The sequence below is a fragment of the Arthrobacter sp. HS15c genome (assembly GCF_040812005.1).
Classification (GTDB): Bacteria; Actinomycetota; Actinomycetes; order Actinomycetales; family Micrococcaceae; genus Arthrobacter.
This window is the reverse complement of record NZ_JBFOHM010000001.1, coordinates 470,086-495,565: the sequence shown is the minus strand read 5'-3', so window position 1 is coordinate 495,565 and position 25,480 is coordinate 470,086. Positions and strand designations below refer to the sequence as shown.

Sequence of the window (25,480 nt, the reverse complement as noted above, 5' to 3'; positions counted from 1 at the left end):
GTCAAGCCCCCATCCTCTAGACTTGACCCGATGTCTAGATTATTTGGAACAGATGGTGTCCGGGGCCTGGCTAACGGTCTGCTCACTGCGGAGCTGGCGATGCAGCTGGCCCAGGCGGCCGCCGTCGTGCTTGGCCACGACCGCAATACCAACGGCAGCCGGCCGCGCGCCGTAGTGGCCCGTGACCCGCGCGCCAGCGGCGAGTTCATCGCCGCAGCCGTGGAGGCAGGGCTCTCCAGCTCAGGCATCGACGTCTACGACGCCGGCGTCCTGCCCACGCCTGCCGCCGCATACCTCGTGGCGGACCTGGACGCAGACTTCGGCGTAATGATTTCCGCGTCGCACAACCCGGCACCGGACAACGGCATCAAGTTCTTCGCCCGCGGCGGCCAGAAGCTCCCTGACGACGTCGAAGACGCCATCGAAGCCCAGATGGGCAGCGAGCCCGTGCGTCCCGTCGGCGGGGACGTGGGCCGCATCCAGCGCTTCTCTGACGCCGAGGACCGTTACATCGTGCACCTGCTGCGCACGCTGCCGCACCGCCTTGAGGGCATCAAGGTGGTGCTGGACTGCGCCCACGGCGCTGCCAGTGGCTGCTCCCCGCAGGTCTTCAAGGACGCCGGCGCCGACGTCGTGCTCATCGGCGCCGACCCGGACGGCCACAACATCAATGACGGTGTGGGCTCCACGCACCTCGGCCCGCTCAAGGAAGCTGTTGTCAAGCACGGCGCTGACCTGGGCATCGCGCACGACGGCGACGCCGACCGCTGCCTCGCAGTGGACCACGAAGGCAACGAGGTGGACGGCGACCAGATCATGGCCATCCTCGCCGTGGCCCTGAAGGCATCAGGAAAGCTCAAGGACGACGTCCTGGTGGCCACTGTCATGAGCAACCTCGGCCTAAAGATTGCCCTCCGCGAGGCCGGCATCAGCATCCGCGAAACTGCAGTAGGGGACCGCTACGTCCTCGAAAGCATGCGCGAAGGCGGCTACAACCTCGGCGGCGAACAGTCCGGGCACGTAATCTTTGCCGACTACGCCACCACCGGCGACGGCGTCCTCACCGGGCTGCAGCTCGCCGCGCAGATAGCCCTCACCGGCCAGCCGCTCAAGCAGCTCGCCACGGTCATGACCAAGCTCCCGCAGGTCCTTATCAACGTCCGCGGCGTGGACCGCACCCGGGTCGCCAGCTCCGCAGCCCTCGCAGCGGCTGTGGCCGTCGCGGAGGCGGAACTGGGCGACACCGGCCGTGTCCTGCTGCGCCCCTCCGGGACCGAACCGGTGGTCCGGGTCATGGTCGAAGCAGGCGACGAGGCAACCGCACAGTCCATTGCCGAGCACCTCGCCCAGGTGGTCCGCAGCGAGCTAGCGCTGGAACTCGTCAACGAGTGATGATTTTGGCCTGGGCATACCGGAGCCGCTCATTTTGAACTAGCATCTGCCTATGGGGGAGGGGTGCTTGAGTCAATTGTGGACCTCGGTGCGACCGAGGTGAGCCGAGCTTTTGTAATACTTCGATGCGGCCTCGTCTTATGCGCGTTGGGCCTGATGACCATCCTGCCTTTAGCTGCCTTGGATGACGCCCGGCCCGCAAAGTTCGGGTGGCAGATGTATACAGCGGCGGTCGACCTCCCCCAGATCGACGTCGTACTGTCTGACGGATCGCGCGAAAAGCGAACTATTGGGAACATCGCGTCCGGTTTTCGGCCGGAGATAGACTACTTCAATCCCGTGGCACGATTCATCTGCAGCAGGGAGCCGAACGTCAGCTCCGTGCATATGTCACGTCAACACCCCAAGTATCAGGTGGTGGTTGAATGCGAACAGTTCTGAGCTGCTTCATGGATCCTCGTCCGCTCGCGCTCTGCCGAATTCTGGTCGGCCTGGTAGCCGCAGGGTTCTCGTTCGAATGGTTGAGAGTTCTTGTGCGCGCCTCATCAGGCAAATTTCTTTCGATTCCGGTAATCGAAGGTTGGTCTACCCCTGCTCCCGGCTTCGTATGGATGATTTTCGCCGTTTCCATATGTGCCTCCGTTGCCATGGTCCTTGGCCTGGCTAGTCGGCTTCCGGCCATCCTGGTGGCCGCAACGGTGGCTGCTGTTCTCCTAGTTGATCAGCAGACGTACAGCAATCACCTGGTGCTGCTGATGATGTTGGCGTTGTTCCTTGGCCTGAGTGGCGCTGCCCAGACCCTGAGTGTGTCCAGGGCTCCACGCGCCGCGATGGTCCCGTACTGGCCAGCCTTCCTTATCAAGGCGCAGATTACGACGCTTTATGCATGGACCGCGATAACAAAGATCAATCCCCAGTATCTGTCCGGTGAAGTCATGGGCACTTACCTCCACCCCTGGATACCGATTCCCGATCCGCTGTTGCCTGCAGTTGCATTCCTCAGCATTGTCACGGAAGCCTTCCTTGCAGTGGCGCTTTGGCTGCCTTGGACTCGGAAGCTAGCCTTCGTCCTGGGCGCGGGGCTCCATCTGGGGATCGTTCTGCTGTTGGACTCCCCGGCGCCACTCGTGGGATTTGGCATGTTGATGGCTAGTGGATACGTGTTATTCGCATGGGGAGCAGACGGAGCTTCGGCATCTTCTTCTCATTCATCCGAGCATTCCCGGGCAGCTTCTTACTGAGGCCGGTCCAGGGGCATATGAAAGCGGCCCGCCTCCGAAAGGAAGCGGGCCGCTCTTGGGTAGGAGCGAAACCTAGGGAGTCCGGTCCTGAAGCGCGTCCCGGATCTCAGTCAGCAGGGCGATCTGCGGGTCTTCGCCGGATTCCTCCTTGACGTCCTTGTCGATACCTAGCCGGCGGTTGCGGCGTTCGATCATGTGGTTCATCGGCAGAACCACCACAAAGTAGATGGCGGAGGCGATCAGGAGGAACGAAATGATGGAGGAGATGACGGACCCATACATGAATCCCTCCCACTGCATTTCTTCAATGCCTTTGGCGCTGAACAGACGTCCGATCAGTGGCGTGAGCAGGCCTTCGACAATCGAGGTGACGACAGCGCCGAAGGCGGCACCCATCACAACTGCGACGGCAAGGTCTACGACATTGCCCTTCATAATGAAATTCTTGAATCCTGTCAGCATAGGATCCAAGCTAGCGCAGGTGGGTTAGCCGCTCATGACAGGACTGTTAATTCCTGACTGCGTGTCGGGAACCAAGCATGCGTACTTTACGGATACCCGGGCGCAGCCTCGACGCCAAAGTACTCCTCCAGCGTGCTGATGCCGCGGTTGGCCATGTCCGTGGCTGCCTCGACACCGATGTACCGCAGGTGCCACGGCTCGTAGTAGTACCCCGTGATCGGGTGGAACATCCATGGATACCTGACGATGAAGCCGAACCGGTGCCCGTTCGCCTTGACCCAGACCGCCGCCGGCTGGTCCGCGAAGCAGGGCTGGAAACTGCACGCCCCGCCGCCGTCGCCGATGTCGAATGACCAGCCCGTCTGGTGCTCCGAATAGCCCGGCCTGGCGCTGGCCGTGTCCGCATCGGCCTGCCCGCGCGCCGCCACATAGCCGTTGTACGTGGTCACCTGCGTGCCGTACGAACGGTAGCCGCTCGCCAGCGTGATGCTGACGCCGTCCTGCGCGGCCGCAGCGAACATCGCTTCCGCGGCGGCCGCCGTCGTGCTGCTCAGCAGGGCCGCCTCGCCGGAAACCGTCACCGGGACGTTGGGCTGTACCAGGCCCGCGGGCACATAGTCAGCCGGCGCCAGGGGCCGGTACTTATTGACCACCAGCCACGGGCTCGCCGGATCCGTCAGCGAGAACTGCCGGGGGAGTGCTGCCGCCGGGGACGGCGCAACAGGCGCCTGCGCCGCCGGCTCCACGGCCGCCGTCGGACTTTCCGACGCGGCCGCCGCAGCCGGAGAAGCGGACGTTGCAGAAGGAACGGCTGAAGGGGAGGACGACGACGGCGCCACCTGGGCGGGTGCGTCGGGTGTGCAGGCTGCCAGGACAGTCAGCCCGGCACCGGCCGCGAGGAACCGGGCAAAGCTGCGGCGGCTGGCGCCTGCCGCCGGGGTGCCGTCAAGCGCGGCGCAGTCGTGGCACACGCGTGCTAGACCTTGCGCAGGAGCATGCGGCGGATGGAGTGGTCGGCATCCTTGGACAGCACAAGCTGGGCACGGCCGCGCGTGGGCAGCACGTTTTCTTCCAGGTTGGGTTCGTTGATCCGTTTCCAGATGTCCCGCGCGGTGGTCTCCGCTTCCGCTTCGGAGAGCGTGGCATACCGGTGGAAGTAGGACTCCGGCTGCGCGAACGCCGTGCTCTGGAGCTTGCGGAACCGCTCCACATACCACTCCTCGATGTAGGAAGTCGGGGCGTCCACATAGATGGAGAAGTCGAAGAAGTCGCTCAGGGCAAGTCCCTGCTTGCCGTCGTGCCGCGGGCGTGCGGGAGCGAGGACGTTCAGGCCCTCGACGATCAGCACGTCCGGGCGGCGGACCACTACTTCCTTGTCCGGAACGATGTCGTACGTGACGTGCGAGTACCAGGGGGCCCGGACTTCCTCCGCGCCGCCTTTGATCTCGCTGACGAAGCGCAGCAGGGCGCGCCGGTCGTAGGACTCCGGGAAGCCCTTGCGTTCCAGGAGCTGGCGCCGCTTGAGTTCGGCCAGGGGGTACAGGAACCCGTCGGTGGTGATCAGCTCCACGTTGGGCGTGCCCGGCCAGCGCCGGAGCATCTCCCGGAGCACGCGGGCGATGGTTGATTTGCCCACCGCCACCGAGCCGGCCACACCGATCACAAACGGGGTGCGCTGGGTCTGTTCGCCCAAGAAAGTGGTGGTGGCGGCATGAAGCTGGCCGGCCGCCTCGACATACAAATGCAGGAGACGGGACAACGGCAGATAGACCTCGCGGATCTCCTTCATATCCAGGGGATCGCCGAGGCCGCGCAGACGGACAATGTCCTCCTCGTTCAGAGGCTGTTCCATCTGGGCTGCGAGCCGGGACCAGGTCTGCCGGTCCAGCTCAACGAACGGGGAGACACCTTCGCCGTTCGCTTCATTGCGTTGCACAGTCACTTTAGAGATTCTGCCCTTCGCGCGGCTGAGAGCGAAATGCAAGACGTGGCCTGCCGCTGCTGCGGCGGCGGCGAACACGGGCGGATAGGACGGCTTGCCCGGCACTGTCCAGTTTAGATCTCCCTTGCGGCTGCCGATAAGCTTGACCCCATGTGTGGAATCGTGGGATATGTAGGCCGTTCGACTGGCCAGGGAATTGCCGGTCACAGTGCGCTGGATGTTGTCCTTGAAGGATTGCGCCGCCTGGAGTACCGGGGTTACGACTCTGCGGGTGTGGCTGTTGTTGCCGACGGCGTCATCTCCTCCCGCAAGAAGTCCGGAAAACTGAGCAACCTGCTCGCCGAACTGGAAGCCAACCCGCTGCCCGAAACCCTCACGGGCATCGGCCACACGCGCTGGGCCACGCACGGCGGCCCCACGGACCAGAACGCGCACCCGCACCTGGCCGACGGCGGCAAGCTGGCACTGATCCACAACGGCATCATCGAGAACTTCGCCGAGCTCAAGCTCGAACTGACGGCCAAGGGCATCACCTTCGCCTCCGAAACGGACACCGAAGTGGCCGCCGCCCTGCTCGGCGACATCTTCCGCACCAAACTGAACGGCGACACCAGCAACGGCGGCCTGACCAAGGCCATGCAGCTGGCCTGCCAGCGCCTCGAAGGAGCCTTCACGCTCCTCGCGGTGCACGCTGACCAGCCTGACGTGGTGGTGGCCGCGCGCCGCAACTCGCCGCTGGTTGTTGGCCTGGGTGAGGGTGAGAACTTCCTGGGCTCCGACGTCTCCGGTTTTATCGACTACACCCGCCGCGCGGTGGAACTGGGCCAGGACCAGATCGTCACCATCACCGCTGATTCCGTGGAGATCACCGATTTCTACGGCGCCCCGGCCCAGGGCAAGGAATACCACGTGGACTGGGACCCGGAATCCGCCGAGAAGGGCGGCTACCCGTCGTTCATGGAGAAGGAAATCCATGACCAGCCCGACGCCGTGGCGCAGACGCTGCTGGGCCGCTCGGACATCAACGGCAAGCTGACCCTGGACGAACTCCGGATCGACCCGGCGCTGCTGAAGAACGTCAACAAGATCATTGTCCTGGCCTGCGGCACGTCCGCGTATGCCGGGCAGGTGGCCAAGTACGCCATCGAGCACTGGTGCCGGATCGCCACCGAGGTTGAGCTGTCCCACGAGTTCCGTTACCGCGACCCGATCGTGGATGCCAACACCCTGATCGTGTCCATCTCGCAGTCCGGCGAGACCATGGACACGCTGATGGCCGTCCGTTACGCCAAGGAGCAGGGCGCCAAGACCCTGTCCATCTGCAACACCAACGGGTCCACCATCCCGCGTGAATCCGACGCAGTGCTGTACACCCACGCCGGCCCGGAAATCGCGGTGGCCTCCACCAAGGCGTTCCTGGCGCAGATCACCGCCGCGTACCTGCTGGGCCTGTATTTGGCACAGCTGCGCGGGAACAAGTTCCAGGGCGAGATCAAGGACATCCTGGCGGACCTGGGCAAGATTCCGGCCAAGATCCAGCGGATCCTGGACAACGAGGACCAGATCAAGGAACTGGGCCGGTCGATGAAGGACGCGAAGTCGGTGCTGTTCCTGGGCCGCCATGTGGGCTTCCCGGTGGCCATGGAGGGTGCGCTGAAGCTCAAGGAGCTCGCGTACATCCACGCCGAAGGCTTCGCGGCCGGCGAGCTGAAGCACGGGCCCATCGCGCTGATCGAGGAAGGCCAGCCCGTCTTCGTAGTGGTTCCGTCCCCGCGCGGCCGCGATTCGCTGCACGCCAAGATCGTCTCCAACATCCAGGAAGTCCGGGCCCGCGGCGCGAAGACCATCGTCATCGCCGAGGAAGGCGACGAGGCCGTGAAGGCCTACGCCGAGCACGTCTTCTACATTCCGGAGACGCCCACGCTGCTCGCCCCGCTGCTGGCCACCGTGCCGCTGCAGATCTTCGCACTGGAACTCGCCTCGGCCAAGGGCTACGACGTGGACCAGCCGCGCAACCTGGCCAAGAGCGTCACCGTAGAATAAGCCGCATGATTGTTGGCATAGGCGTAGACGTTGTAGACATCGAGCGGTTCGGCCGCCAGCTTGAACGCACCCCAGGGCTGCGGGACCGGCTGTTCGTGCCCGCGGAGCGGGAGCTGAACACGCGGTCCCTGGCCGCAAGGTTCGCGGCCAAGGAAGCGGTGGCGAAGGTCCTGGGCGCGCCTGCCGGCATGAACTGGCAGGACTGCTGGATCGGTTTGGACCAGCACGGCCCCACGATCCAGGTCAAGGGCACCGTCCTTGCGGTGGCTGAGGCCAAGGGCGTCAAACGGTGGCATGTGTCCATAAGCCACGACGGCGGGATCGCCACGGCAACGGTCCTGGCCGAAGGCTGAAAGCCCCAAGGCTGGACCTGCCAGCGGGACTGACGCGATGATCAGCGCCTACACCGGAACCCAGGTCAGGGAGGCCGAACAGCCCCTGCTGGGCGCCGGCATTGGTGCTGTCCTCATGCAGCGCGCCTCGCACGGCCTGGCCATCGCCGTTGTCCGCGAGCTGCAGGCCCGCGGGCAGAGGCTCTATGGTGCCGGCGTCGTCGTCCTCGCGGGCAAAGGCAACAACGGCGGCGACGGCCTTTTCGCCGCGTCCTTCCTGGCTGCCCGGGGAATGCGTACGACGGCGGTGCTCACCTCCGACTCCGCGCATCCGGAAGCGCTGGCCGCCTTTGAGCGTTCGGGCGGCCGCGTGCACCGGCTCACCGACTCCAACGCCGGCGAGCTGGCGGCACACGTGGCAAGTGCCGACGTCGTCATTGACGCGATCCTGGGAACGGGAGCCCAAGGCGGGCTCCGCGGGGCGGCTGCGGCCCTGGTAAGCGCACTTTCCGGCCATAGCCTGCCCCTGGTGGTGGCGTGTGATGTGCCCAGCGGTGTTGACGCCGACACCGGCGAGGCCCATTCGCCGGTGCTGTCCGCCGCCCTGACCGTGACATTCGGTGCCGCGAAGGCCGGCCTGCTGGCCGATCCGGGCGCCGACCACGCCGGCCGCGTCGAGGTGGTGCCGATCGGGATCGAGGAGCATCTCCCATGGCCCGCCCTTCGGCGGTTTGAAGCCGCTGACCTGGCACGGCTCCTCCCGCAGCCGCAGCGGCGTTCACACAAGTATTCCCGTGGCGTGCTGGGCGTGGTCGCTGGGTCTGCTACCTATCCCGGAGCGGCCGTGCTGGCCTGCCGCGGCGCGCTGGCCGCTGGCGTTGGCATGGTGCGGTACCTCGGCCCGCCCGAGGTGGCGGACCTGGTCCGGCAGGCCTGTCCCGAGGTGGTGTGCAGCACCGGGGCGGTGGCCGACACCCACGTCCAGGCCTGGCTGGTAGGCCCAGGCATGGGCCCCGAGGACCACGAACAGCTCCAGCGCGCATGGGACGCCGTTGACTCGGGGCTCCCCACCGTCGCCGACGCCGGAGCACTTCCCGGGCTGCCGCTGATCCTGGCGCCGCAGGTGGTGCTCACGCCGCACGCCGGCGAACTCGCGTCCCTTCTGCGGCGGCTCGATGCTGACCACTCCCTGACCGAACGCTCCGCCGTGGAGGCGAACACCCTCGGCGCCGTCCGGCATGCCGCGGGCCTCACCGAGGCCACAGTCCTCCTCAAAGGCGCCACCACGCTGGTCGCTTCCCCCTTCCAGGATTTCTACAGCCAGGCGGACGGCACGCCCTGGCTCGCCTCGGCAGGAAGCGGCGACGTCCTGGCCGGAATCATCGGTGCGCTGCTCGCCCAGCTGGGGTCCGACGTCGGCCGCTTCCGTGATGCGGGCATCGATCCGGACGAGCGCTGGGCCGCCATTGCCGCCATGGCGGCGAGCCTGCACGGCCGGGCAGGAGCGGCCGCGTCTGCCGGCGGACCGCTGACAGCGGGCCGGATTGCGGACGCCCTACCGGACATTTGGGGTAAAGTCAGCATGCTTACTTAATAGGTGGCCCGGAAACGTAATAGTCACAGCCACCCGTTACGGTAGGCATAGGTTCTGCACGGCAGCGTGGACCGGAGTGTCCGGACCGCGCTGCCGAACAACAATGAGGAGCATGCATGGAAATCTGGCCCGGATCGGCTTATCCGCTTGGAGCCACTTTTGATGGAACCGGCACCAACTTCGCGCTGTTCAGCGAACGCGCCGAAAAAGTGGAGCTGTGCCTCTTCGATGACAACGGCGTCGAGACGCGGTTCGGGCTGGACGAGGTTGACGGCTACGTGTGGCACGGCTACATCCCCCAGGTCCAGCCCGGGCAGAAGTACGGCTACCGCGTCCACGGCCCGTATGACCCTGCCTCCGGCAACCGGTTCAACCCCAACAAGCTCCTCCTGGACCCGTACGCCAAGGCTGTGCACGGGCAGGTGGACTGGGACCCCGCGCTCTTTTCCTACAACCTCGGCGAGCCGGATTCGGTCAACAACGAGGACTCCGCGCCGCACATGATGATGGGCGTGGTCATCAACCCGTTCTTCGACTGGGACGGCGACCACAACCTCCGCGTTCCATACCACAAATCTGTCATCTACGAGGCCCACGTCAAGGGCCTCACCCAGCTCCACCCCGAGATCCCCGAAGAGCAGCGCGGCACCTACGCCGGCGTGGCGCACCCGTCGGTCATCTCGCACCTGCAGAAACTCGGCGTCACCGCCATCGAACTGATGCCGGTGCACCAGTTCGTCAACGACGGCACGCTGCAGGACCAGGGCCTGAACAACTACTGGGGCTACAACACCATCGGCTTCTTCGCGCCGCAGAACACCTACAGTTCCACGGGCGACACCGGCCAGCAGGTCCAGGACTTCAAGGCCATGGTCCGCTCCCTGCACCGCGCCGGCATCGAAGTGATCCTGGACGTGGTCTACAACCACACCGCCGAAGGCAACCACCTCGGCCCCACGCTGTCCTTCAAGGGCATCGACAACGCCTCCTACTACCGGCTGATGGAGGGCGACGAGAAGCACTACATGGACTACACCGGCACCGGCAACTCGCTGAACGTCCGCCAGCCGCACTCGCTGCAGCTGCTGATGGACTCCCTGCGGTACTGGGTCACGGAAATGCACGTGGACGGCTTCCGTTTCGACCTCGCCTCCACCCTGGCCCGCGAGTTCTACGACGTCGACAAGCTCTCCACGTTCTTCGAACTCATCCAGCAGGACCCCGTAGTGTCCCAGGTCAAGCTCATCGCGGAGCCGTGGGACGTTGGACCCGGCGGCTACCAGGTGGGCAACTTCCCACCGCAGTGGACGGAATGGAACGGAAAGTACCGCGACACTGTCCGCGACTTCTGGCGCGGCGAGCCGGCCACCCTGGGCGAATTCGCTTCGCGCATCACCGGCTCCGCGGACCTCTACGAGCACTCAGGCCGCCGCCCCGTCGCGTCGATCAACTTCGTGACCGCCCACGACGGCTTCACCCTGTCCGATCTCGTGTCCTACAACGAGAAGCACAACGACGCCAACGGCGAGGGCAACAACGACGGCGAATCCCACAACCGTTCCTGGAACTGCGGGGCGGAAGGCCCCACGGATGATCCGGCTGTCCTCGGGCTGCGCGCCCGCCAGCAGCGGAACTTCATCGCGTCCCTGCTGCTGTCCCAGGGAGTCCCCATGCTGCTGCACGGTGACGAACTGGGCCGCACCCAGCAGGGCAACAACAACGGGTACTGCCAGGACTCCGAGTTGACGTGGATCAACTGGGAGAACATCGACCAGCCCCTCGTGGAGTTCACGTCCGCCGTCAACGCACTGCGGGCCAAACACCCCACCTTCCGCCGCAGCCGGTTCTTCGACGGGCGCCCCGTGCTGCGGGGCGAAGGCGAACGGCTGCCGGACATCGTATGGCTCGACGTCGACGGCGACACCATGAAACCCGAGGACTGGGACAGCGGCTTCGGCCGTTCCGTGGGTATGTTCCTCAACGGCGACGGGATCCAGGGCAAGGATGTCCGCGGGCGCCGGATTACCGATGTGAACTTCCTGCTGTACTTCAACGCGCACGACGACACGGTGAAGTTCACCCTTCCCAACGATGAGTACGCTCCCGCGTGGGACATCATCATTGATACCGCCGGCCACAACGCGGACACTGCACCGGTGAAGGCCGGGCAGTCCATTCCCGTTGAGGCGAAATCCCTGGTGGTCCTTCGGGCCCACATGGTGGAGGAAGCCGAGCCGGACCATTCAGTTGCTGCGTCGCTGGCGGCCCTGACCCAGACGAGCACCAGTGAGACCGAAGCCCTGAGCACACCCACGGTGCCGGAGCCCAAGAAAACAAAGAAGGTCAGCAAGCCGAAAGGCCCTGCAAAATGAGGGTTCCGGCATCCACCTACCGGCTGCAGATCCGTCGCAGCTTCACCCTCTTTGACGCGGCGGCCAAGGTCCCTTACCTGAAGTCCCTCGGGGCCGACTGGCTCTACCTGTCACCCATCCTGACGGCCGAGCAGGGCTCCGACCACGGCTACGACGTCACGGACCCGTCGGCTGTCGACCCCGAGCGCGGCGGCCCGGAGGGGCTGCTGGCCCTTTCCAAGGCTGCCCGCGAGCACGGGATGGGTGTCCTGGTGGACATCGTCCCCAACCATGTGGGCGTGGCGTCACCGCCGCAGAACCCATGGTGGTGGTCGCTGCTGGCGGAGGGGCAGGCCTCGCGTTACGCGGAAGCGTTCGACGTCGACTGGGAGTTCGGCGGCGGCCGGATCCGGCTTCCGGTGCTGGGCTCCGATGACGACGTGGACGCGCTGGAGGTCAAGGACGGCGAGCTTCGCTACTACGACCACCGCTTTCCTTTGGCGGCGGGCTCCTACACTGAGGGCGATTCGCCGCGGGCCGTCCATGACCGCCAGCACTACGAGCTGGTCTCCTGGCGGCGGGCGGACAGCGAACTGAATTACCGCCGCTTCTTCGCAGTCAACACGCTGGCGGGCATCCGCGTTGAAACCCCCGGCGTGTTTGAGGAAGCCCATGCCGAGGTGGCCCGCTGGTTCCGGGAAGGACTGGTGGACGGCCTGCGCGTGGACCACCCGGACGGACTCGCCGACCCTGCCGGGTACCTGCGCTGGCTCAAGGACCTCAGCGGCGGCGCCTACATCCTGGTGGAAAAGATCCTGGAACCCGGCGAGGTCCTGCCCGGGGAGTTCGCCTGCGAAGGAACCACCGGTTACGACGCCCTGGCCGAGATCGACCGGGTCCTGGTTGACCCGGCCGGCGAGGCAGGACTGGATGCCCTGGACGCTAGTATGCGCGGCGGCTCCACGGCGGATTACGCCGAAATGATCCGCGGCACCAAGCGGATGATCGCCGACGGCATCCTGCGGTCCGAGGTGCTGCGGCTGGCCCGGCTGGTTCCCGCCTCCCACGGACTGGCGGAAGACCAGGCAGCCGACGCCATCGCCGAAATCATCGCCGCGTTCCCGGTCTACCGGTCATACCTGCCGGTGGGCGCTGAGGTGCTGAAGGAAGCCTGCGAGTCGGCAGCGGCGCGCCGTCCGGACCTTGAGGTGGCCGTGGGCACGCTCCTGCCCCTCCTGCTCGATCCCAGCACCGCCATCGCCGTCCGCTTCCAGCAGACCTCCGGCATGGTGATGGCCAAGGGCGTGGAGGACACCGCGTTCTACCGCTACACCCGTCTGGGCACGCTCACTGAGGTGGGGGCTGAACCTACCGAGTTTTCCCTGGCACCGGAGGAATTCCACCACCGAATGCGACGGCGGCTTGCGGAACTTCCGGAATCCATGACCACGCTGTCCACCCACGACACGAAGCGAAGCGAGGACGCCCGGGCCCGGATTTCGGTCATTTCCGAGGTGCCCGGGGAATGGACGGCAACCCTCGGCAGGCTCCAGGAGCTGGCGCCGGTTCCGGACGGCCCCTTCGCCAACCTGCTGTGGCAGGCAGTGGTCGGCGCGTGGCCGGCCTCCCGGGAACGGCTGCAGGGCTACGCGCAGAAGGCGGCCCGGGAAGCGGGCAATTCCACCACGTGGACCGACCCGGACGAGGACTTCGAAGCGACCGTCAGGGCAGCTGTTGACGCCGCCTTCGACGACGCTCGGGTCGCCTCCGTGATCGAGAGCTTCGTGGCACGCACGGATTCCTTCGCCGCCTCCAACTCGCTGGCCGCCAAACTGATCCAGCTGACCATGCCCGGGGTTCCGGACGTGTACCAGGGCACGGAGTTCTGGGACCGGTCGCTGACCGACCCCGACAACCGGCGCCCGGTGGACTTCACGCGCCGTGAAAAGGAGCTGGCCAGGCTCGACGGCGGGCTGTTGCCGGACGCGGGCACGGAAGCCAGCAAGCTGCTGGTCACCTCCCGCGCCCTCCGGCTCCGCCGTGACAGGCCCGGGCTTTTCGACAGCTACACCCCCGTCGTGGCATCCGGGGCGGCAGCGGGACACCTGCTGGCCTTTGACCGGGGCGGAGCGTTAACCCTGGCTACCCGGCTTCCCGCCGGTCTGGAGGCCGGGGGCGGGTGGCGGGACACCGCCGTCGAACTCCCCGGCTCCCTGCGCGACCAACTCACCGGTACCACCTTCGGGCCCGGCACCGTTTCGGTGGAAGACATCCTGGGTACCTACCCGGTGGCCTTGCTGGTACCGGCGGACGGAGACGACTCATGAGCCTGACCCACACCGGTTCCCGACGCTTCGACGTCTGGGCGCCGGACGTATCCGCAGTGACCCTGCTGGCCAACGGGACGCACTACCCGATGGCGAAGCTGGAAAGTGCCGCCGGTGCTGACGGCTGGTGGACCGCCCCCGATGCCCCCGCGGAAGGCGACGTGGACTACGGATACCTGCTGGACGGGGACACGCATCCGCTGCCGGACCCGCGGTCGCGCCGCGTGCCGGACGGGGTGCACGCACTGTCCCGGACGTTCAGCCCCCGCGACCATGACTGGCAGGACGCCGGCTGGCAGGGGAAGGAACTCCGCGGCTCCGTCATTTACGAGCTCCACGTGGGGACGTTCACGCCGGAGGGAACCCTGGATTCAGCCGCGGAAAAGCTCGGCTACCTGGCGGACCTGGGTGTGGACTTCGTGGAGATGCTCCCCGTCAACGGCTTCAACGGAACCCACAACTGGGGCTACGACGGCGTCCAGTGGTACGCCGTCCAGGAAGGCTACGGCGGGCCCGCGGCCTACCAGCGATTTGTGGATGCCGCCCACGCCGCCGGCCTCGGAGTCATCCAGGACGTTGTCTACAACCACCTGGGACCCAGCGGCAACTACCTGTCCCGCTTCGGGCCGTACCTCAAGCAGGGCGACGCCAACACGTGGGGCGACTCCGTCAACCTGGACGGCCACGGCTCGGACGTGGTCCGCGAGTACATCCTGGACAACGCCGCGCTGTGGCTGCGGGACTACCACGTGGACGGCCTGCGCCTTGATGCCGTCCACGCCCTCCGGGACGAGCGGGCAGTGCACATTCTGGAGGATCTCGGCGCACTGGGTGACGCGGTCTCGGCCGAAACCGGGCTGCCCAAGACCCTGATCGCCGAATCGGACCTGAACAACCCGCGGCTGCTCTACCCGCGCGATGCCAACGGCTACGGCCTGGCCGGACAGTGGAGCGACGACTTCCACCACGCCGTCCACGTCAATGTCAGCGGGGAGACCACCGGCTACTACGCGGACTTTCAGTCTCTGACGGTGCTGGCCAAAGTACTCAAGGACGGTTTCCTGCACGACGGCAGCTACTCAAGCTTCCGCGGCCGCCACCACGGGAGGCCCATCAACACCTCGCTCGTGCAGCCTGCGGCCCTGGTGGTCTGCAACCAGAACCACGACCAGATCGGCAACCGGGCCACGGGGGACCGGCTCTCCCAGTCACTGTCCTACGGGCAGCTGGCCGTCGCGGCGGTCCTGACCATGACATCGCCGTTCACGCCCATGCTGTTCATGGGCGAGGAGTTCGGTGCGTCCACGCCGTGGCAGTTCTTCACCTCGCACCCGGAGCCCGAGCTGGGGAAGGCGACGGCGGAAGGCCGGATCCGCGAGTTCGAACGGATGGGGTGGGATCCCGCCGTCGTACCTGACCCGCAGGACCCGGAAACCTTCCGCCGCTCCAAACTCAACTGGGCCGAGGCTTCTGCAGGGGACCACGCGCGGCTCCTGGGGCTCTACCGCTCACTCGCCGCGCTGCGCCGGGAGCATCCGGAGCTGGCAGGCCTGGGGTTTGCCGAGACCGGGGTGGAGTTCGATGACGACGCCGGCTGGCTGCGTTTCCGCCGCGGATCCGTCGAGGTGCTGCTAAACCTCTCCGAGCAGAAGGTCACCCTCGACCGCGCCGAGGGAACAGTGCTGCTCTCCACCGAGGAAGTGCCAGCCGCTGACAGTGGGTCGCTGGCGCTCAGTCCGTGGAGTGCCGCCGTCGTCAAGGCTCCCTAGTACCGGCTGCTGCGCCCCGGGCTGATTGTGTCAGCCCGCGGCGTAACAACGGCTGTGGAGGCTGTAGCCTGCGCCACAGCTGGCAGGATGGAACGTATGACTTATTCAGCCGCGGAAGACCGCTATGAATCCATGCCCTACCGCCGCGTCGGACGCAGCGGACTGAAGCTCCCGGCCATCTCGCTTGGCCTCTGGCACAACTTCGGTGACGACAAGCGCTTTGATGAACAGCGCGCCATCCTCCGCCGCGCGTTCGACCTTGGCGTGAACCACTTCGACCTCGCCAACAACTACGGCCCGCCGGACGGCTCGGCCGAAACCAACTTCGGCCGCCACCTCGCGGACGACTTCAAGCCCTACCGCGACGAACTGACCATCTCCACGAAGGCCGGCTATTACATGTGGCCGGGCCCGTACGGTGAGTGGGGCTCCCGCAAATACCTCATCTCCAGCCTGGACCAGTCGCTGCAGCGGATGGGCCTGGACTACGTGGACATCTTCTACAGCCACCGGCCGGACCCCGAGACGCCGATGGAGGAGACCATGGGCGCGCTGGACTACGCCGTCCGCTCCGGCAAGGCGCTGTACGCCGGCATCTCCTCCTACACGCCCGAGCAGACCCTTGAGGCCGCCCGGATCCTGAAGGAGCTCGGGACGCCGCTGCTCATCCACCAGCCCAGCTACTCCATGCTGAACCGCTGGACCGAAGACGGCACCCCCAACCTCTACGAGGCACTGGAACAGGTGGGCGCCGGGTCCATCGCCTTCTCGCCGCTGGCGCAGGGCATGCTCACCAACAGGTACCTGAACGGTGTCCCCGCCGATTCCCGCGCTGCCAAGGAGCGCTTCCTCTCCGAAGCGGCCCTCACGGAGGAGAAACTGGACCGCGTCCGCGGCCTCAACTCGATCGCCGAGGGCCGCGGCCAGTCCCTGGCCCAGATGGCCATCGCCTGGATCCTGCGCGACCAGCCCAAGGGCACGCCGGTGACCTCTGCCCTGGTGGGGGCCTCGAGCGTCAGGCAGCTGGAGGACACCCTCTCCGCCATCAACAACCTGAAGTTCACCACCGACGAGCTGACCGCCATCGACGAGTTCGCGGAGGCATCGGACATCAACCTCTGGCAGAAGAAGTAACACTTCCGATCTGTACATAAACCAACTGGGCCGGGCGCCGGGGAACAATCCCGGCTCCCGCTCAGTTGGGTACTATGAAAAGGCGCCGCATGGCGCCATGCCTGCTGTCCGCCGTCGTACGTTCTTGTACTGACCGTCCGGCGGCTGATGTTTTGTCCTCAAAGGAGTTCCGTGTCTTCAAATCCGATTCGTGTTGCAATCGTCGGTGTGGGTAACTGCGCCGCATCGCTCGTCCAGGGTGTGCACTACTACCGTGACGCCGATCCCGAGGCCACGATCCCCGGCCTGATGCACGTGGAGTTCGGCAAGTACCACGTCAACGACGTCCAGTTCGTTGCCGCTTTCGACGTGGACGGCAAGAAGGTCGGCGTTGACCTCGCGGATGCCATCCTCGCCAGCGAAAACAACACCATCAAGATCGCCGACGTTCCCCCCACCGGTGTCACGGTCCAGCGCGGCCACACACTGGACGGCCTCGGCAAGTACTACCTCGAGACCATCGAGCAGTCCCCGGCAGAGCCGGTCGACGTTGTCCAGGCCCTCAAGGACGCCAAGGCCGACGTTATGGTCTGCTACCTGCCTGTTGGTTCACAGGAAGCCGCCGAGTTCTACGCGCAGGCAGCCATCGACGCCGGGGTAGCCTTCGTCAACGCGCTTCCGGTGTTCATCGCCGGCACCAAGGCCTGGGCTGACAAGTTCACCGCCGCCGGCGTCCCGATCGTGGGCGATGACATCAAGAGCCAGATCGGTGCCACCATCACGCACCGAGTCATGGCCAAGCTCTTCGAAGACCGCGGCGTCACGCTGGACCGCACGTACCAGCTGAACGTCGGCGGCAACATGGACTTCAAGAACATGCTGGAGCGCGACCGTCTCGAGTCCAAAAAGATCTCCAAGACCCAGGCCGTGACCTCCAACGTTGAAGCCGAACTGGCTGCCAAGGACGTCCACATCGGCCCGTCGGACTACGTCCAGTGGCTCGATGACCGCAAATGGGCCTTCGTCCGCCTCGAAGGCCGCAACTTCGGCGACGCCCCGGTGTCGCTGGAGTACAAGCTGGAAGTCTGGGACTCGCCCAACTCTGCCGGCGTGATCATCGATGCCATCCGCGCCGCCAAGATCGGCCTGGACCGCGGCATCGGCGGCCCGCTGCTGTCGGCCTCGAGCTACTTCATGAAGTCCCCGCCGGAGCAGTTCAACGACGACCTCGCCCGTGAAAAGGTCGAGGCCTTCATCCGCGGAGACCTGGAGCGCTAACCCCCTCCCGGACGCTCTCGCACTTTCTGCAGGTTTTCGGGCGATCCTCTCTCACTTCCTGCAGGTTTTGGCTTAACGCTCTCTCACTTTGGTGGGGGAGCGTTTTGCGTTGGGGGCGGGATGCGCGGGCGCTACACTGAACCGACCGAAGTGGGTCGCTGACCGGGGGAGCAGCATGAAGGGGTGGCTCAAGGGCATCATCGCGGCGGTCTCCGTCATTGCCATCCTCGCCGCCGGCATTGCCGCGTTTCTTGCGGTGGACTACAACAAGAGCGCAGCCGCGGTCCCTCGTGTCAGGGCGGCCGCCGACCAGTTCGTGGTGACTGACGGATGGACCTTGACGAAAGAGAACATCAAGGGGCCGGGAGCGTATTGCGTCGCCGTCCGTTGCCCGGGGATCCAGAGGATCTGGGAGCGTTATGATGCTCCGACGGCTGACGATGCCATCAGGATGATTACGGAGTCCGGCTACCTGCTGAAGTTCTCGGAGTGCCTGGACTTTTCAGTCGACGAAATGAGTCCGGTCGAGAACGGCATTAGCAACTTCGGATGTCAGACCACACCGGTCAACGACCTCCGCACCCAGGTATCCGTCTACATCAGCCGAGACTGGAACGCTCCGCCTGGATCAGGCAAGCCGGAGTATGTGTACCAGCTGATTCTCCTGGTCAGCAGGATCAGCTCCACGGATTGATCGCTGGGTTCCTGTGGCGGCGATGAGCCTCCACTTGCCGGAACCCTCTTTCACTTCCTGCAGGCTTTGGTGCAACGCTGTCTCACTGGGGGCTGGCAAAGCCGGACGCAAGTGGGTGGTCAACCCAGCCGGAGCGCAGTCCGTGTTTGATCTTGCCGATAGCCTTCTCGAAGTCGTCGGCAAGATCGGCCTTGTCGAACAACAGAACCGTCCACCCGGCTGATTCGAAGGCCTTATCGCGCCGCTTGTCGCTGAGGACCTGGGCGTCAAGAAGGTGATGTCCGCCGTCGTATTGGATTGCAATCCGCCTGTGACGGTATCCCAGATCCGCCGTCGGCGATAAGGGATCATCGGCTCGTAGGGGCAGCTGAAGGTCTGGCTCGGGGAGACCGGCATCGGCCATCGCCATGCGGAGCAGCGACTCGGGTCCGGAATCGGACCCCACCCGCATCAAATCCAGTGCATCCCTGGCCCGGACGATGCCCTGCAAATTCGGATGACGGCCAACCAGCGAGCGCAACCCCTCCACCGTGTCGTAGGGCCGCGTCCGCCCCTCGAAATCCACGCGCGGGACGCGGATCAACTGATCGCCCATGCACACCAGGTCTCTCAGCGGCAGCGTTCGCGCCAAATCCAGCCACGTCCGTGACCGCGTGCTGATCCGGATGCCGTCCACTGTTTCAATCTCATCGTCCCGCGCGAGCAAAGTGTGGCCGAACACGCCCTTCCGCCGCACCGACGGCAAGGAGCGCGGCTTACTTAGATGGAGCTCCGTCGAATCCGACAGCCAAGGTGGAAGTATCTGGCAGCGAAGCCTGGCAGCAGTAACGTGTGAGATCCAGGCGCCGGCCGATGCGGCAGATAACGCCCGCGCTGCAGCCTCCAGCTCAAAGCTCCAGTCCGACGGGCGGTAAAGTCCGCGGCCGACGTGGGCCACATCCCTGCGCCGCAGACGGCTGCCAGGGATCCCGGACGCCCGGGCGGAGTCGAACGTGAAGGGAGCAGCAGCCAAATGCAGGGGGAGGACGTCGCGCTTTTGCATGTTGGCATTGTGACTCGAATTGGCACGGTCCCGCAGAAGTTATCCACAGGCCCGTGGCCGGCGGGCCGGTAGTGAGAGAGGGTGCCCTCAAAACCTGCAGGTAGTGAGAGAGGGTCGCCCGAAAAGCGACATCAAATGCGAGAGGGTCGCCGGAAAAGCGACATTAAGTGAGAGAGGGTCCTGATAGGTCAGGAGAGGCCTACCGGGTTGCCTTCGCCGTCCACGTCCATGCGCATCGCCGCGGGGGCTGCAGGGAGGCCCGGCATCGTCATGACCGCACCGGTCAGGGCCACGATGAAGCCCGCGCCGGTCTTGGGGATCAGGTCGCGCACGTGGATGGTGAAGCCCTTCGGCGCGCCCAGCCGGGAGGCGTCGTCGCTGAAGGAGTACTGGGTCTTGGCCATGCAGACGGGCAGCCCGGTCCAGCCGTTCTTTTCGATGTCAGCCAGCTGCTTCAGGGCGGGGACGGAGAAGTCCACGCCGTCGGCGCCGTAGATCTCCTGGACGATAGTCCGGATCTTCTCCTCCACAGGCAGGTCAAGGGGGTACAGGTGCCGGAAACTGTTCGGCGCGGAGACCACCGCCGCCACCTTGGCCGCGAGTTCGTCGCCCCCGTCACCGCCTCCGCCCCGTCCCCAGACATCGGCGACGGCGGCCTGGACCCCCTCCGCGACACACCACTCCAGCAGCCAGTCCAGCTCCTCAGCAGTGTCGGAAGAAAACCTGTTAATCGCCACCACCGACGTCACGCCGAACTTCTCCACGTTGTGCACGTGCCGGCGGAGGTTGGCGACGCCGGCCTGCAGCGCCTCGAGGTTGGGTTCGGTCAGCCGGTCCTTGGCCACGCCGCCGTGCATCTTCAGCGCCCGGACAGTGGCCACCACCACGACGGCGGACGGAGCCACGTCACCAACCCGGGACTTGATGTCCATGTACTTTTCCGCGCCCAGGTCGGCCCCGAAGCCGGCCTCCGTGACCACAATGTCCGCCAGCCGCCGCGCTGTCTGTGTGGCGATCAGCGAATTGCAGCCGTGCGCGATGTTGGCGAACGGCCCGCCGTGGACCAGTGCGGGAGTGCCGGCAATGGTCTGCACCAGGTTGGGCTTAATGGCGTCTTTGAGGAGCAGGGTGAGAGCGCCCTGGACGCCGAGGTCCGCCACGGTCACGGGGGACCGGTCGTACGTGTAGCCGAACGTAATCCGGCCCAGACGCTCGCGGAGGTCGGCCAGGTCCGTGGCAAGGCAGAACACCGCCATGATCTCCGACGCCACCGTAATGTCGAAACCGTCCTGCCGGGGCACACCCTGGGTGGGCCCGCCCAGGCCGATGATCACTTCCCGCAGCGACCTGTCGTTCATGTCCAGGACCCGCTTGAACGTCATCCGCCGGGGATCGATGTTCAGCTCGTTGCCCTGGTAGATGTGGTTGTCCACGAGCGCCATGAGCGCGTTGTTGGCCGACGTGACCGCGTGGAAGTCGCCGGTGAAGTGCAGGTTGATCTCGTCCATCGGCAGCACCTGGGAGTAGCCGCCGCCCGTCGCGCCGCCTTTCATGCCCAGGATGGGTCCAAGCGAGGGCTCCCGCAGGGCGATCATGACCTTGTGGCCGGCCCGCGCCAGCGAATCGGCCAGGCCCACGGTGGTGGTGGACTTCCCCTCGCCGGCGGGGGTGGGGGACATCGCGGAGACCAGCACCACCTTCCCGGCCGGGGCGGGCGCTTCCAGCAGGGCGGGATCGATCTTGGCTTTGTACCGCCCGTAGAGTTCCAGTGCGTCAGCGTTGATTCCGGCCGCTGCCGCCACCTCGCCGATGGGCCTGATCGTCGCCTGGCGCGCGATTTCAAGGTCGGTCAGCGGAATGTATTCAGACATCTTTGTCCTTTGTTCGGGCGGGTCGGGCGGGCGCGGTGGCGTCCGCCTCAGGGTGCCGGTGCAGCCGGGATCAGCCGGCGCACCAGGTGGTTGTCGACGGCGGCGTGGTAGCTTTCCAGCGTGATGGCGGCGGTGCGCTGCCAGCCGGAGTTCTGGGCCCGGATGGCGGCCGCCCGCCCCATGTCTACCCGTGTTGCCGGGTCGTCGTAGAGGGCTTCCAGGGCATCGGCCCAGTCCTCGGCATGGTGCCCGTCCACCAGGAGCCCGGTCCGGCCGTGGCAGATGGCCCGGGACAGTCCGCCCACGCGGGTGGCCACCACCGGCGTTCCGCACGCCTGCGCCTCGAGCGCCACGAGCCCGAAGGATTCGCTGAAGGAGGGCATCACCACCACGTCCGCGGCCCGGAACCAGGCCGCGAGCTCCGGTGCGCCCACCGGCGGGAGGTGCGTGACGACGTCGTCCATTCCCGCGTCCGTGATCAGGTGGCGGAGGTTAAAGTCCTTGTTGCCGCTGAGCGCTCCCAGGATGGTGAGCCGCAGGTTGATGTCGGGGCGCCGGGCGCGCAGCTTCGCGGCCGCCTTGATCAGGATCTGCGGGCCTTTGAGCCGCTGGATGCGCCCGGCGAACAGCAGGTGGAAGGTGTCCGCGGGGACTTCGCGCTCGGCCCTCGACCTGGCGCGGAACGCCGGCGTGAACGTGGCGAGGTCAACCCCCGGTGCGGCGATGTCGATCTGGTCGTAGTCGGCGCCGTAGTGCGACACCAGTTCCTGGGCCTCGGCGGGAGTGTTGGCAATCAGGCGGGCGGCGCCGTCGACAATCCGGTGTTCGCCCACCTCGCGCCGCCGCGGCTCCGGCTGTTCCCCGGACTCGAGCAGCAGGTTCTTGACCTTGGCCATGGTGTGCATCGTGTGTACCAGCGGCACGCCCCACAGCTCCGAGAGCTCCAGGCCGGCCACGCCCGACACCCAGTAGTGCGAGTGGATGACGTCGTACCTGCCATGCGGCTGGCGCAGGCGGATCTGCTCGATCTCGGCCACCATGCTGTGCAGCAGGCCGGGCAGCTCCTCCTTGGGAACCTTGTGCGGCGGTCCGGCCAGGACGTTGTGGACGCAGACGCCGGGGTCGGGATGCTCGACGGCGGGTTGGCTGGCCGACGTGGAGCGTGTGAAGATTTCCACTTCCACACCGGTCTCGGCCAGGGCGGAGGCCAGTTCGCGGATGTAGACGTTCATTCCGCCGGCATCCCCGGAACCCGGCTGCTCCATGGGCGAGGTGTGGAGGGAGAGCAAGGCGACCCTGCGGATCAGTGCCACGGCATCTCCTTCCAGCGCCGGCGCCGCGTGCGCGCCGTCAGTTGTGCATCCGATAAAACACTACTCCTGACGTTAACGCGCGGCCTCCCGGCAGGTGCGCGGTGGCCCGCGTGGCGTGTGTGAATGCAGCCACAGGATTTCAGCGCCAGAGTTCCTTCAGCGACGGGAACGCCCGTTCATAGCCTTCGAGCAGGGCACCCGCCAGTTCCGGGGAGTCCACCAGCGGGTGCCGGGCGAAGGCGTCGAGGGCCGCTGCCCGGTCTCCGTGGGTGGCCGCGCCGACGGTGAGCTGCTCCACCTCCTTGACCCGGCGCATCAGCCCGAGTTGCTTCCCGCCCGGGGGCGACTGGGGGAGCGGCACCGCGCCGTCGGCCGTCACCGTGCAGGGGACCTCGACGACGGCGTCCGCCGGCAGCCCCGGAATGGCCGGTTTCGGCGGGGCTGCTCCGGTTGCCGGCATGGTGTTGCGCGTGTTCAGGATCAGCTGGGTGTCACCGGAGGCACCCGCGACAGCGCGCATCACCGCCAGGGCAACACGTTCGTAGCCGCCGCCGGCAAGGTCCTCCTCGTCGCGCTGCTCACCCTGGGTACGGGCTTCGGCCAGGTAGCCTTCCTCGCGGGAGCGGCGGGCGGCGTCCCACAGCCGGTAGGCGCGGGTTCCGGCCGCGGAGAGCCGGGGATAGAGTTCGGCCTGCTGGGCGTGGATGGACTCGCCGCGGGTCTGCGGCATGGCCCGCATGGCCGCCGCGGCGCTGTCCAGCCGGTAGTAGTAATAGAGGTATTCGTTGGGCAGGGCGCCGAGCTCCGCCAGGAAGGGCTGCGGGAACAGCCGGCCTTCCTCGAAAGTGTGGAGGGCCGCAGGGTCCGACAGCAGGCCGGGAAGCAGATCATCGCCGCCGGACTCCAGCCGGTACAGCCAGCCCAGGTGGTTCAGCCCGTAGTAGCCCACGCCGTCGAGCCTTCCGTCCCGCAAGGGAATCCCGACGGCGTGCGCGGCCCGGTGGACGAGCCCGCCGGCCGAGTCGCAGATGCCGATCGCCTTCGGTCCCAGGACGGGCAGCACGGCCTCGGTCACCATCCCGGCCGGGTTGGTGAAGTTGATCAGCCAGGCCTCGGGGCACAGCTCCCGCATGTGCCGGGCGAGTTCCAGCATCCGTGGAATGGTGCGCAGGGCGTAGGAGATCCCGCCGGCTCCCGTGGTTTCCTGTCCCAGCAGGCCAAGGTCCTGCGCCACGCGTTCATCCGCGACCCGTCCGGCCGTGCCGCCGGGCCGGATCGCGGCGAACACCATGTCCGTGCCCCGGAGCGCGTCCGGCAGCGACGTGGTGGTCCGGATCGACGGCGGCCGGTCGCCTTCCCCGGCAGACGGGGAGGGCATGGACGCGAGGACCGCAGCGACGGCACTGAGCCGGCCGGGGTCGACGTCGTACAGCACCAGTTCCGTGGCCAGCCCGGCAAAGGCGCCCGAACGCAGCGCCCGGTACACCAGGGGAACCCGGAATCCGCCGCCGCCGGCGATCATGAGCCGCATAACCAGCAGTCTAGGCCCGACGGCGGGTCGCCCCTATCGCCGGCGGGCGGCAGGGCGTATCGTGCCGGACATGGACGCCATCCCCGCCCGCCGCTTCGACCCGCTCTCCGCCGTCCGCGCGCCGTTGGACGGTGAGTTCGACCTGATCCTCGCCGGCACGGTGTTCCAGGACATCATATTCACCGGGCTGCCGCACGCACCGGAACCCGGAACGGAGATCTGGAGCGAGGGCATGGGCAGCTGCCCCGGTGGCGTGGCCAACCAGGCCATCGCAGCAGCCCGGCTGGGCCTCAAGACTGGCCTGGCCGCGGCCTTCGGCGACGACGGCTACGGCGACTACAACTGGAAAATCCTGGCCGGGCAGGAGCACGTGGACCTCAGCCTGTCACGCCGCATCCCCGGGTGGCACTCGCCGGTCACGGTGTCCCTGAGCGTCCAGAAGGACCGCTCGCTGGTGACGCACGGGCACCCGGCCCCGGTGACGTCGTCGGAACTGATCGGCACGCCGCCGCCGGCGCTCGCCGGAATTGCCGAGCTGGATCTTGAGATTGAACCCTGGGCGGTGGAAGCGCACCAATCCGGGGTCAAGCTCTTCGGCGACGTCGGCTGGGACCCCAGCGGCAAATGGTCCCCGGTCCGGCTCGAAAACCTGCAGTACTTCCACGCGTTCCTGCCCAACCAGCGCGAGGCCATGGCATTCACCGGCAAGGACGACCCCTGGGCCGCCCTCTATGCCCTGGCGGACCGGGTGCCCGTGGCCGTGGTGACGCTCGGCGCGCAGGGCGCCATGGCTGTCGACTCGGAGACCGGCGAGGAGGAATGGGTGCCGTCGCTGCCGGTCGCGGCGTTCGACCCCACCGGCGCCGGCGACTGCTTTGACGCCGCCTTCATCGTGGGCAGCCTCGCCGGCTGGCCGCTGGGGAACCGGCTCCGCTTCGCCAACCTGTGCGCGTCGCTGGCCGTCCAGGAGGTGGGCGGTTCCCTCGCGGCCCCCGGCTGGGGCGACATCGCCGACTGGTGGCAGCGGGCCAACGCCCGGCGGGAACGCCAGAGCAGCCAGTGGCTCCGCCGCTACGGCTTCCTCGAAGAGATCATCCGGGACGTCCCTTTGGCCGCCCAGCGCCGGGCCACCGCCACGATCGCCCACCTCTCCGACGCCTGAGGCCCCGGGTTTGCCGAGGCGCC

Annotated in this window: 19 protein-coding genes; 12 read left to right on the top strand and 7 right to left on the bottom strand. The window is 66.6% G+C overall.

The window, feature by feature from the left end; translation table 11 throughout:
- Window positions 1-30: 30 nt before the first annotated feature.
- Window positions 31-1,392, top strand: coding sequence for a phosphoglucosamine mutase (glmM, locus tag ABV518_RS02225; protein ID WP_367765198.1), 1,362 nt, complete (start codon window positions 31-33; stop codon window positions 1,390-1,392).
- Between the two features lie 425 nt (window positions 1,393-1,817).
- On the top strand, window positions 1,818-2,633 hold the full coding sequence (locus ABV518_RS02220) for an HTTM domain-containing protein (RefSeq protein WP_367765197.1): 816 nt from the start codon (window positions 1,818-1,820) through the stop codon (window positions 2,631-2,633).
- A 72-nt stretch (window positions 2,634-2,705) separates the two neighbouring features.
- Here ABV518_RS02220 and mscL read toward each other — a convergent pair whose 3' ends face one another.
- From mscL to coaA, 3 genes are all read right to left on the bottom strand, one after another.
- Complete coding sequence (mscL, locus tag ABV518_RS02215) at window positions 2,706-3,095, bottom strand: large conductance mechanosensitive channel protein MscL (protein ID WP_310161324.1); 390 nt, start codon at window positions 3,093-3,095, stop codon at window positions 2,706-2,708.
- An 86-nt stretch (window positions 3,096-3,181) separates the two neighbouring features.
- Entirely contained in the window at window positions 3,182-4,066 is an 885-nt protein-coding gene (locus ABV518_RS02210) for a D-alanyl-D-alanine carboxypeptidase family protein (RefSeq protein ID WP_367765196.1), read from the bottom strand.
- Between the two features lie 5 nt (window positions 4,067-4,071).
- On the bottom strand, window positions 4,072-5,037 hold the full coding sequence (gene coaA / locus ABV518_RS02205; RefSeq protein ID WP_367765195.1) for a type I pantothenate kinase: 966 nt from the start codon (window positions 5,035-5,037) through the stop codon (window positions 4,072-4,074).
- 150 nt (window positions 5,038-5,187) lie between these two features.
- Between coaA and glmS the strand changes: the two genes are divergently transcribed.
- The 9 genes from glmS to ABV518_RS02160 all read left to right on the top strand — a co-directional run bounded on the left by glmS (window position 5,188) and on the right by ABV518_RS02160 (window position 18,538).
- Complete coding sequence (gene glmS / locus ABV518_RS02200; RefSeq protein ID WP_367765194.1) at window positions 5,188-7,080, top strand: glutamine--fructose-6-phosphate transaminase (isomerizing); 1,893 nt, start codon at window positions 5,188-5,190, stop codon at window positions 7,078-7,080.
- A 5-nt stretch (window positions 7,081-7,085) separates the two neighbouring features.
- Entirely contained in the window at window positions 7,086-7,433 is a 348-nt protein-coding gene (locus tag ABV518_RS02195; RefSeq protein ID WP_367765193.1) for a holo-ACP synthase, read from the top strand.
- Window positions 7,434-7,470: 37 nt separating this feature from the next.
- Complete coding sequence (locus ABV518_RS02190; protein ID WP_367765192.1) at window positions 7,471-9,006, top strand: NAD(P)H-hydrate epimerase; 1,536 nt, start codon at window positions 7,471-7,473, stop codon at window positions 9,004-9,006.
- 116 nt (window positions 9,007-9,122) lie between these two features.
- Complete coding sequence (gene glgX / locus ABV518_RS02185; RefSeq protein WP_367765191.1) at window positions 9,123-11,378, top strand: glycogen debranching protein GlgX; 2,256 nt, start codon at window positions 9,123-9,125, stop codon at window positions 11,376-11,378.
- Window positions 11,375-13,684, top strand: coding sequence for a malto-oligosyltrehalose synthase (gene treY / locus ABV518_RS02180; protein WP_367765190.1), 2,310 nt, complete (start codon window positions 11,375-11,377; stop codon window positions 13,682-13,684). The genes glgX and treY overlap by 4 nt, the downstream gene beginning before the upstream one ends.
- Window positions 13,681-15,453, top strand: coding sequence for a malto-oligosyltrehalose trehalohydrolase (treZ, locus tag ABV518_RS02175; protein ID WP_367765189.1), 1,773 nt, complete (start codon window positions 13,681-13,683; stop codon window positions 15,451-15,453). The genes treY and treZ overlap by 4 nt, the downstream gene beginning before the upstream one ends.
- Window positions 15,454-15,549: 96 nt before the next feature.
- Window positions 15,550-16,587 carry an L-glyceraldehyde 3-phosphate reductase gene (mgrA, locus tag ABV518_RS02170; RefSeq protein ID WP_367765188.1) on the top strand — a complete coding sequence of 346 codons (1,038 nt, stop codon included), beginning with the start codon at window positions 15,550-15,552 and terminating at the stop codon, window positions 16,585-16,587.
- Window positions 16,588-16,758: 171 nt separating this feature from the next.
- Window positions 16,759-17,844 (top strand): inositol-3-phosphate synthase, encoded by a 1,086-nt coding sequence (locus ABV518_RS02165; RefSeq protein WP_310161343.1) that lies wholly within the window; start codon window positions 16,759-16,761, stop codon window positions 17,842-17,844.
- A 175-nt stretch (window positions 17,845-18,019) separates the two neighbouring features.
- Window positions 18,020-18,538 (top strand): hypothetical protein, encoded by a 519-nt coding sequence (locus ABV518_RS02160; RefSeq protein WP_367765187.1) that lies wholly within the window; start codon window positions 18,020-18,022, stop codon window positions 18,536-18,538.
- A gap of 82 nt (window positions 18,539-18,620) precedes the next feature.
- Here the strand turns inward: ABV518_RS02160 and ABV518_RS02155 are convergent, their stop codons facing one another.
- From ABV518_RS02155 to ABV518_RS02140, 4 genes are all read right to left on the bottom strand, one after another.
- On the bottom strand, window positions 18,621-19,580 hold the full coding sequence (locus ABV518_RS02155; protein WP_367765186.1) for an endonuclease domain-containing protein: 960 nt from the start codon (window positions 19,578-19,580) through the stop codon (window positions 18,621-18,623).
- Window positions 19,581-19,768: 188 nt separating this feature from the next.
- Window positions 19,769-21,451 carry a formate--tetrahydrofolate ligase gene (locus tag ABV518_RS02150; protein WP_367765185.1) on the bottom strand — a complete coding sequence of 561 codons (1,683 nt, stop codon included), beginning with the start codon at window positions 21,449-21,451 and terminating at the stop codon, window positions 19,769-19,771.
- Window positions 21,452-21,498: 47 nt separating this feature from the next.
- Complete coding sequence (gene mshA, locus ABV518_RS02145) at window positions 21,499-22,764, bottom strand: D-inositol-3-phosphate glycosyltransferase (protein WP_367765184.1); 1,266 nt, start codon at window positions 22,762-22,764, stop codon at window positions 21,499-21,501.
- Window positions 22,765-22,903: 139 nt separating this feature from the next.
- Window positions 22,904-24,295: a 6-phospho-beta-glucosidase gene (locus ABV518_RS02140; protein ID WP_367765183.1), complete on the bottom strand. Its 1,392-nt coding sequence runs from the start codon at window positions 24,293-24,295 to the stop codon at window positions 22,904-22,906.
- 70 nt (window positions 24,296-24,365) lie between these two features.
- On the opposite strand from ABV518_RS02140, the gene ABV518_RS02135 reads away from it, so the two are divergent.
- Window positions 24,366-25,457 carry a carbohydrate kinase family protein gene (locus ABV518_RS02135; protein WP_367765182.1) on the top strand — a complete coding sequence of 364 codons (1,092 nt, stop codon included), beginning with the start codon at window positions 24,366-24,368 and terminating at the stop codon, window positions 25,455-25,457.
- The last annotated feature ends 23 nt before the right edge of the window (window positions 25,458-25,480 follow it).

Excerpts from the sequence above, each read along its gene's own strand:
- ABV518_RS02160 (WP_367765187.1), top strand. The coding sequence starts at position 18,020 with ATGAAGGGGTGGCTCAAGGGCATCATCGCGGCGGTCTCCGTCATTGCC.
- ABV518_RS02155 (WP_367765186.1), bottom strand. The coding sequence starts at position 19,580 with ATGCAAAAGCGCGACGTCCTCCCCCTGCATTTGGCTGCTGCTCCCTTC.
- mscL (WP_310161324.1), bottom strand. The coding sequence starts at position 3,095 with ATGCTGACAGGATTCAAGAATTTCATTATGAAGGGCAATGTCGTAGAC.
- treZ (WP_367765189.1), top strand. The coding sequence starts at position 13,681 with ATGAGCCTGACCCACACCGGTTCCCGACGCTTCGACGTCTGGGCGCCG.
- ABV518_RS02220 (WP_367765197.1), top strand. The coding sequence starts at position 1,818 with ATGCGAACAGTTCTGAGCTGCTTCATGGATCCTCGTCCGCTCGCGCTC.
- treY (WP_367765190.1), top strand. The coding sequence starts at position 11,375 with ATGAGGGTTCCGGCATCCACCTACCGGCTGCAGATCCGTCGCAGCTTC.
- ABV518_RS02190 (WP_367765192.1), top strand. The coding sequence starts at position 7,471 with ATGATCAGCGCCTACACCGGAACCCAGGTCAGGGAGGCCGAACAGCCC.
- glmM (WP_367765198.1), top strand. The coding sequence starts at position 31 with ATGTCTAGATTATTTGGAACAGATGGTGTCCGGGGCCTGGCTAACGGT.
- ABV518_RS02140 (WP_367765183.1), bottom strand. The coding sequence starts at position 24,295 with ATGCGGCTCATGATCGCCGGCGGCGGCGGATTCCGGGTTCCCCTGGTG.
- ABV518_RS02195 (WP_367765193.1), top strand. The coding sequence starts at position 7,086 with ATGATTGTTGGCATAGGCGTAGACGTTGTAGACATCGAGCGGTTCGGC.
- glgX (WP_367765191.1), top strand. The coding sequence starts at position 9,123 with ATGGAAATCTGGCCCGGATCGGCTTATCCGCTTGGAGCCACTTTTGAT.
- ABV518_RS02150 (WP_367765185.1), bottom strand. The coding sequence starts at position 21,451 with ATGTCTGAATACATTCCGCTGACCGACCTTGAAATCGCGCGCCAGGCG.
- ABV518_RS02135 (WP_367765182.1), top strand. The coding sequence starts at position 24,366 with ATGGACGCCATCCCCGCCCGCCGCTTCGACCCGCTCTCCGCCGTCCGC.
- glmS (WP_367765194.1), top strand. The coding sequence starts at position 5,188 with ATGTGTGGAATCGTGGGATATGTAGGCCGTTCGACTGGCCAGGGAATT.
- mgrA (WP_367765188.1), top strand. The coding sequence starts at position 15,550 with ATGACTTATTCAGCCGCGGAAGACCGCTATGAATCCATGCCCTACCGC.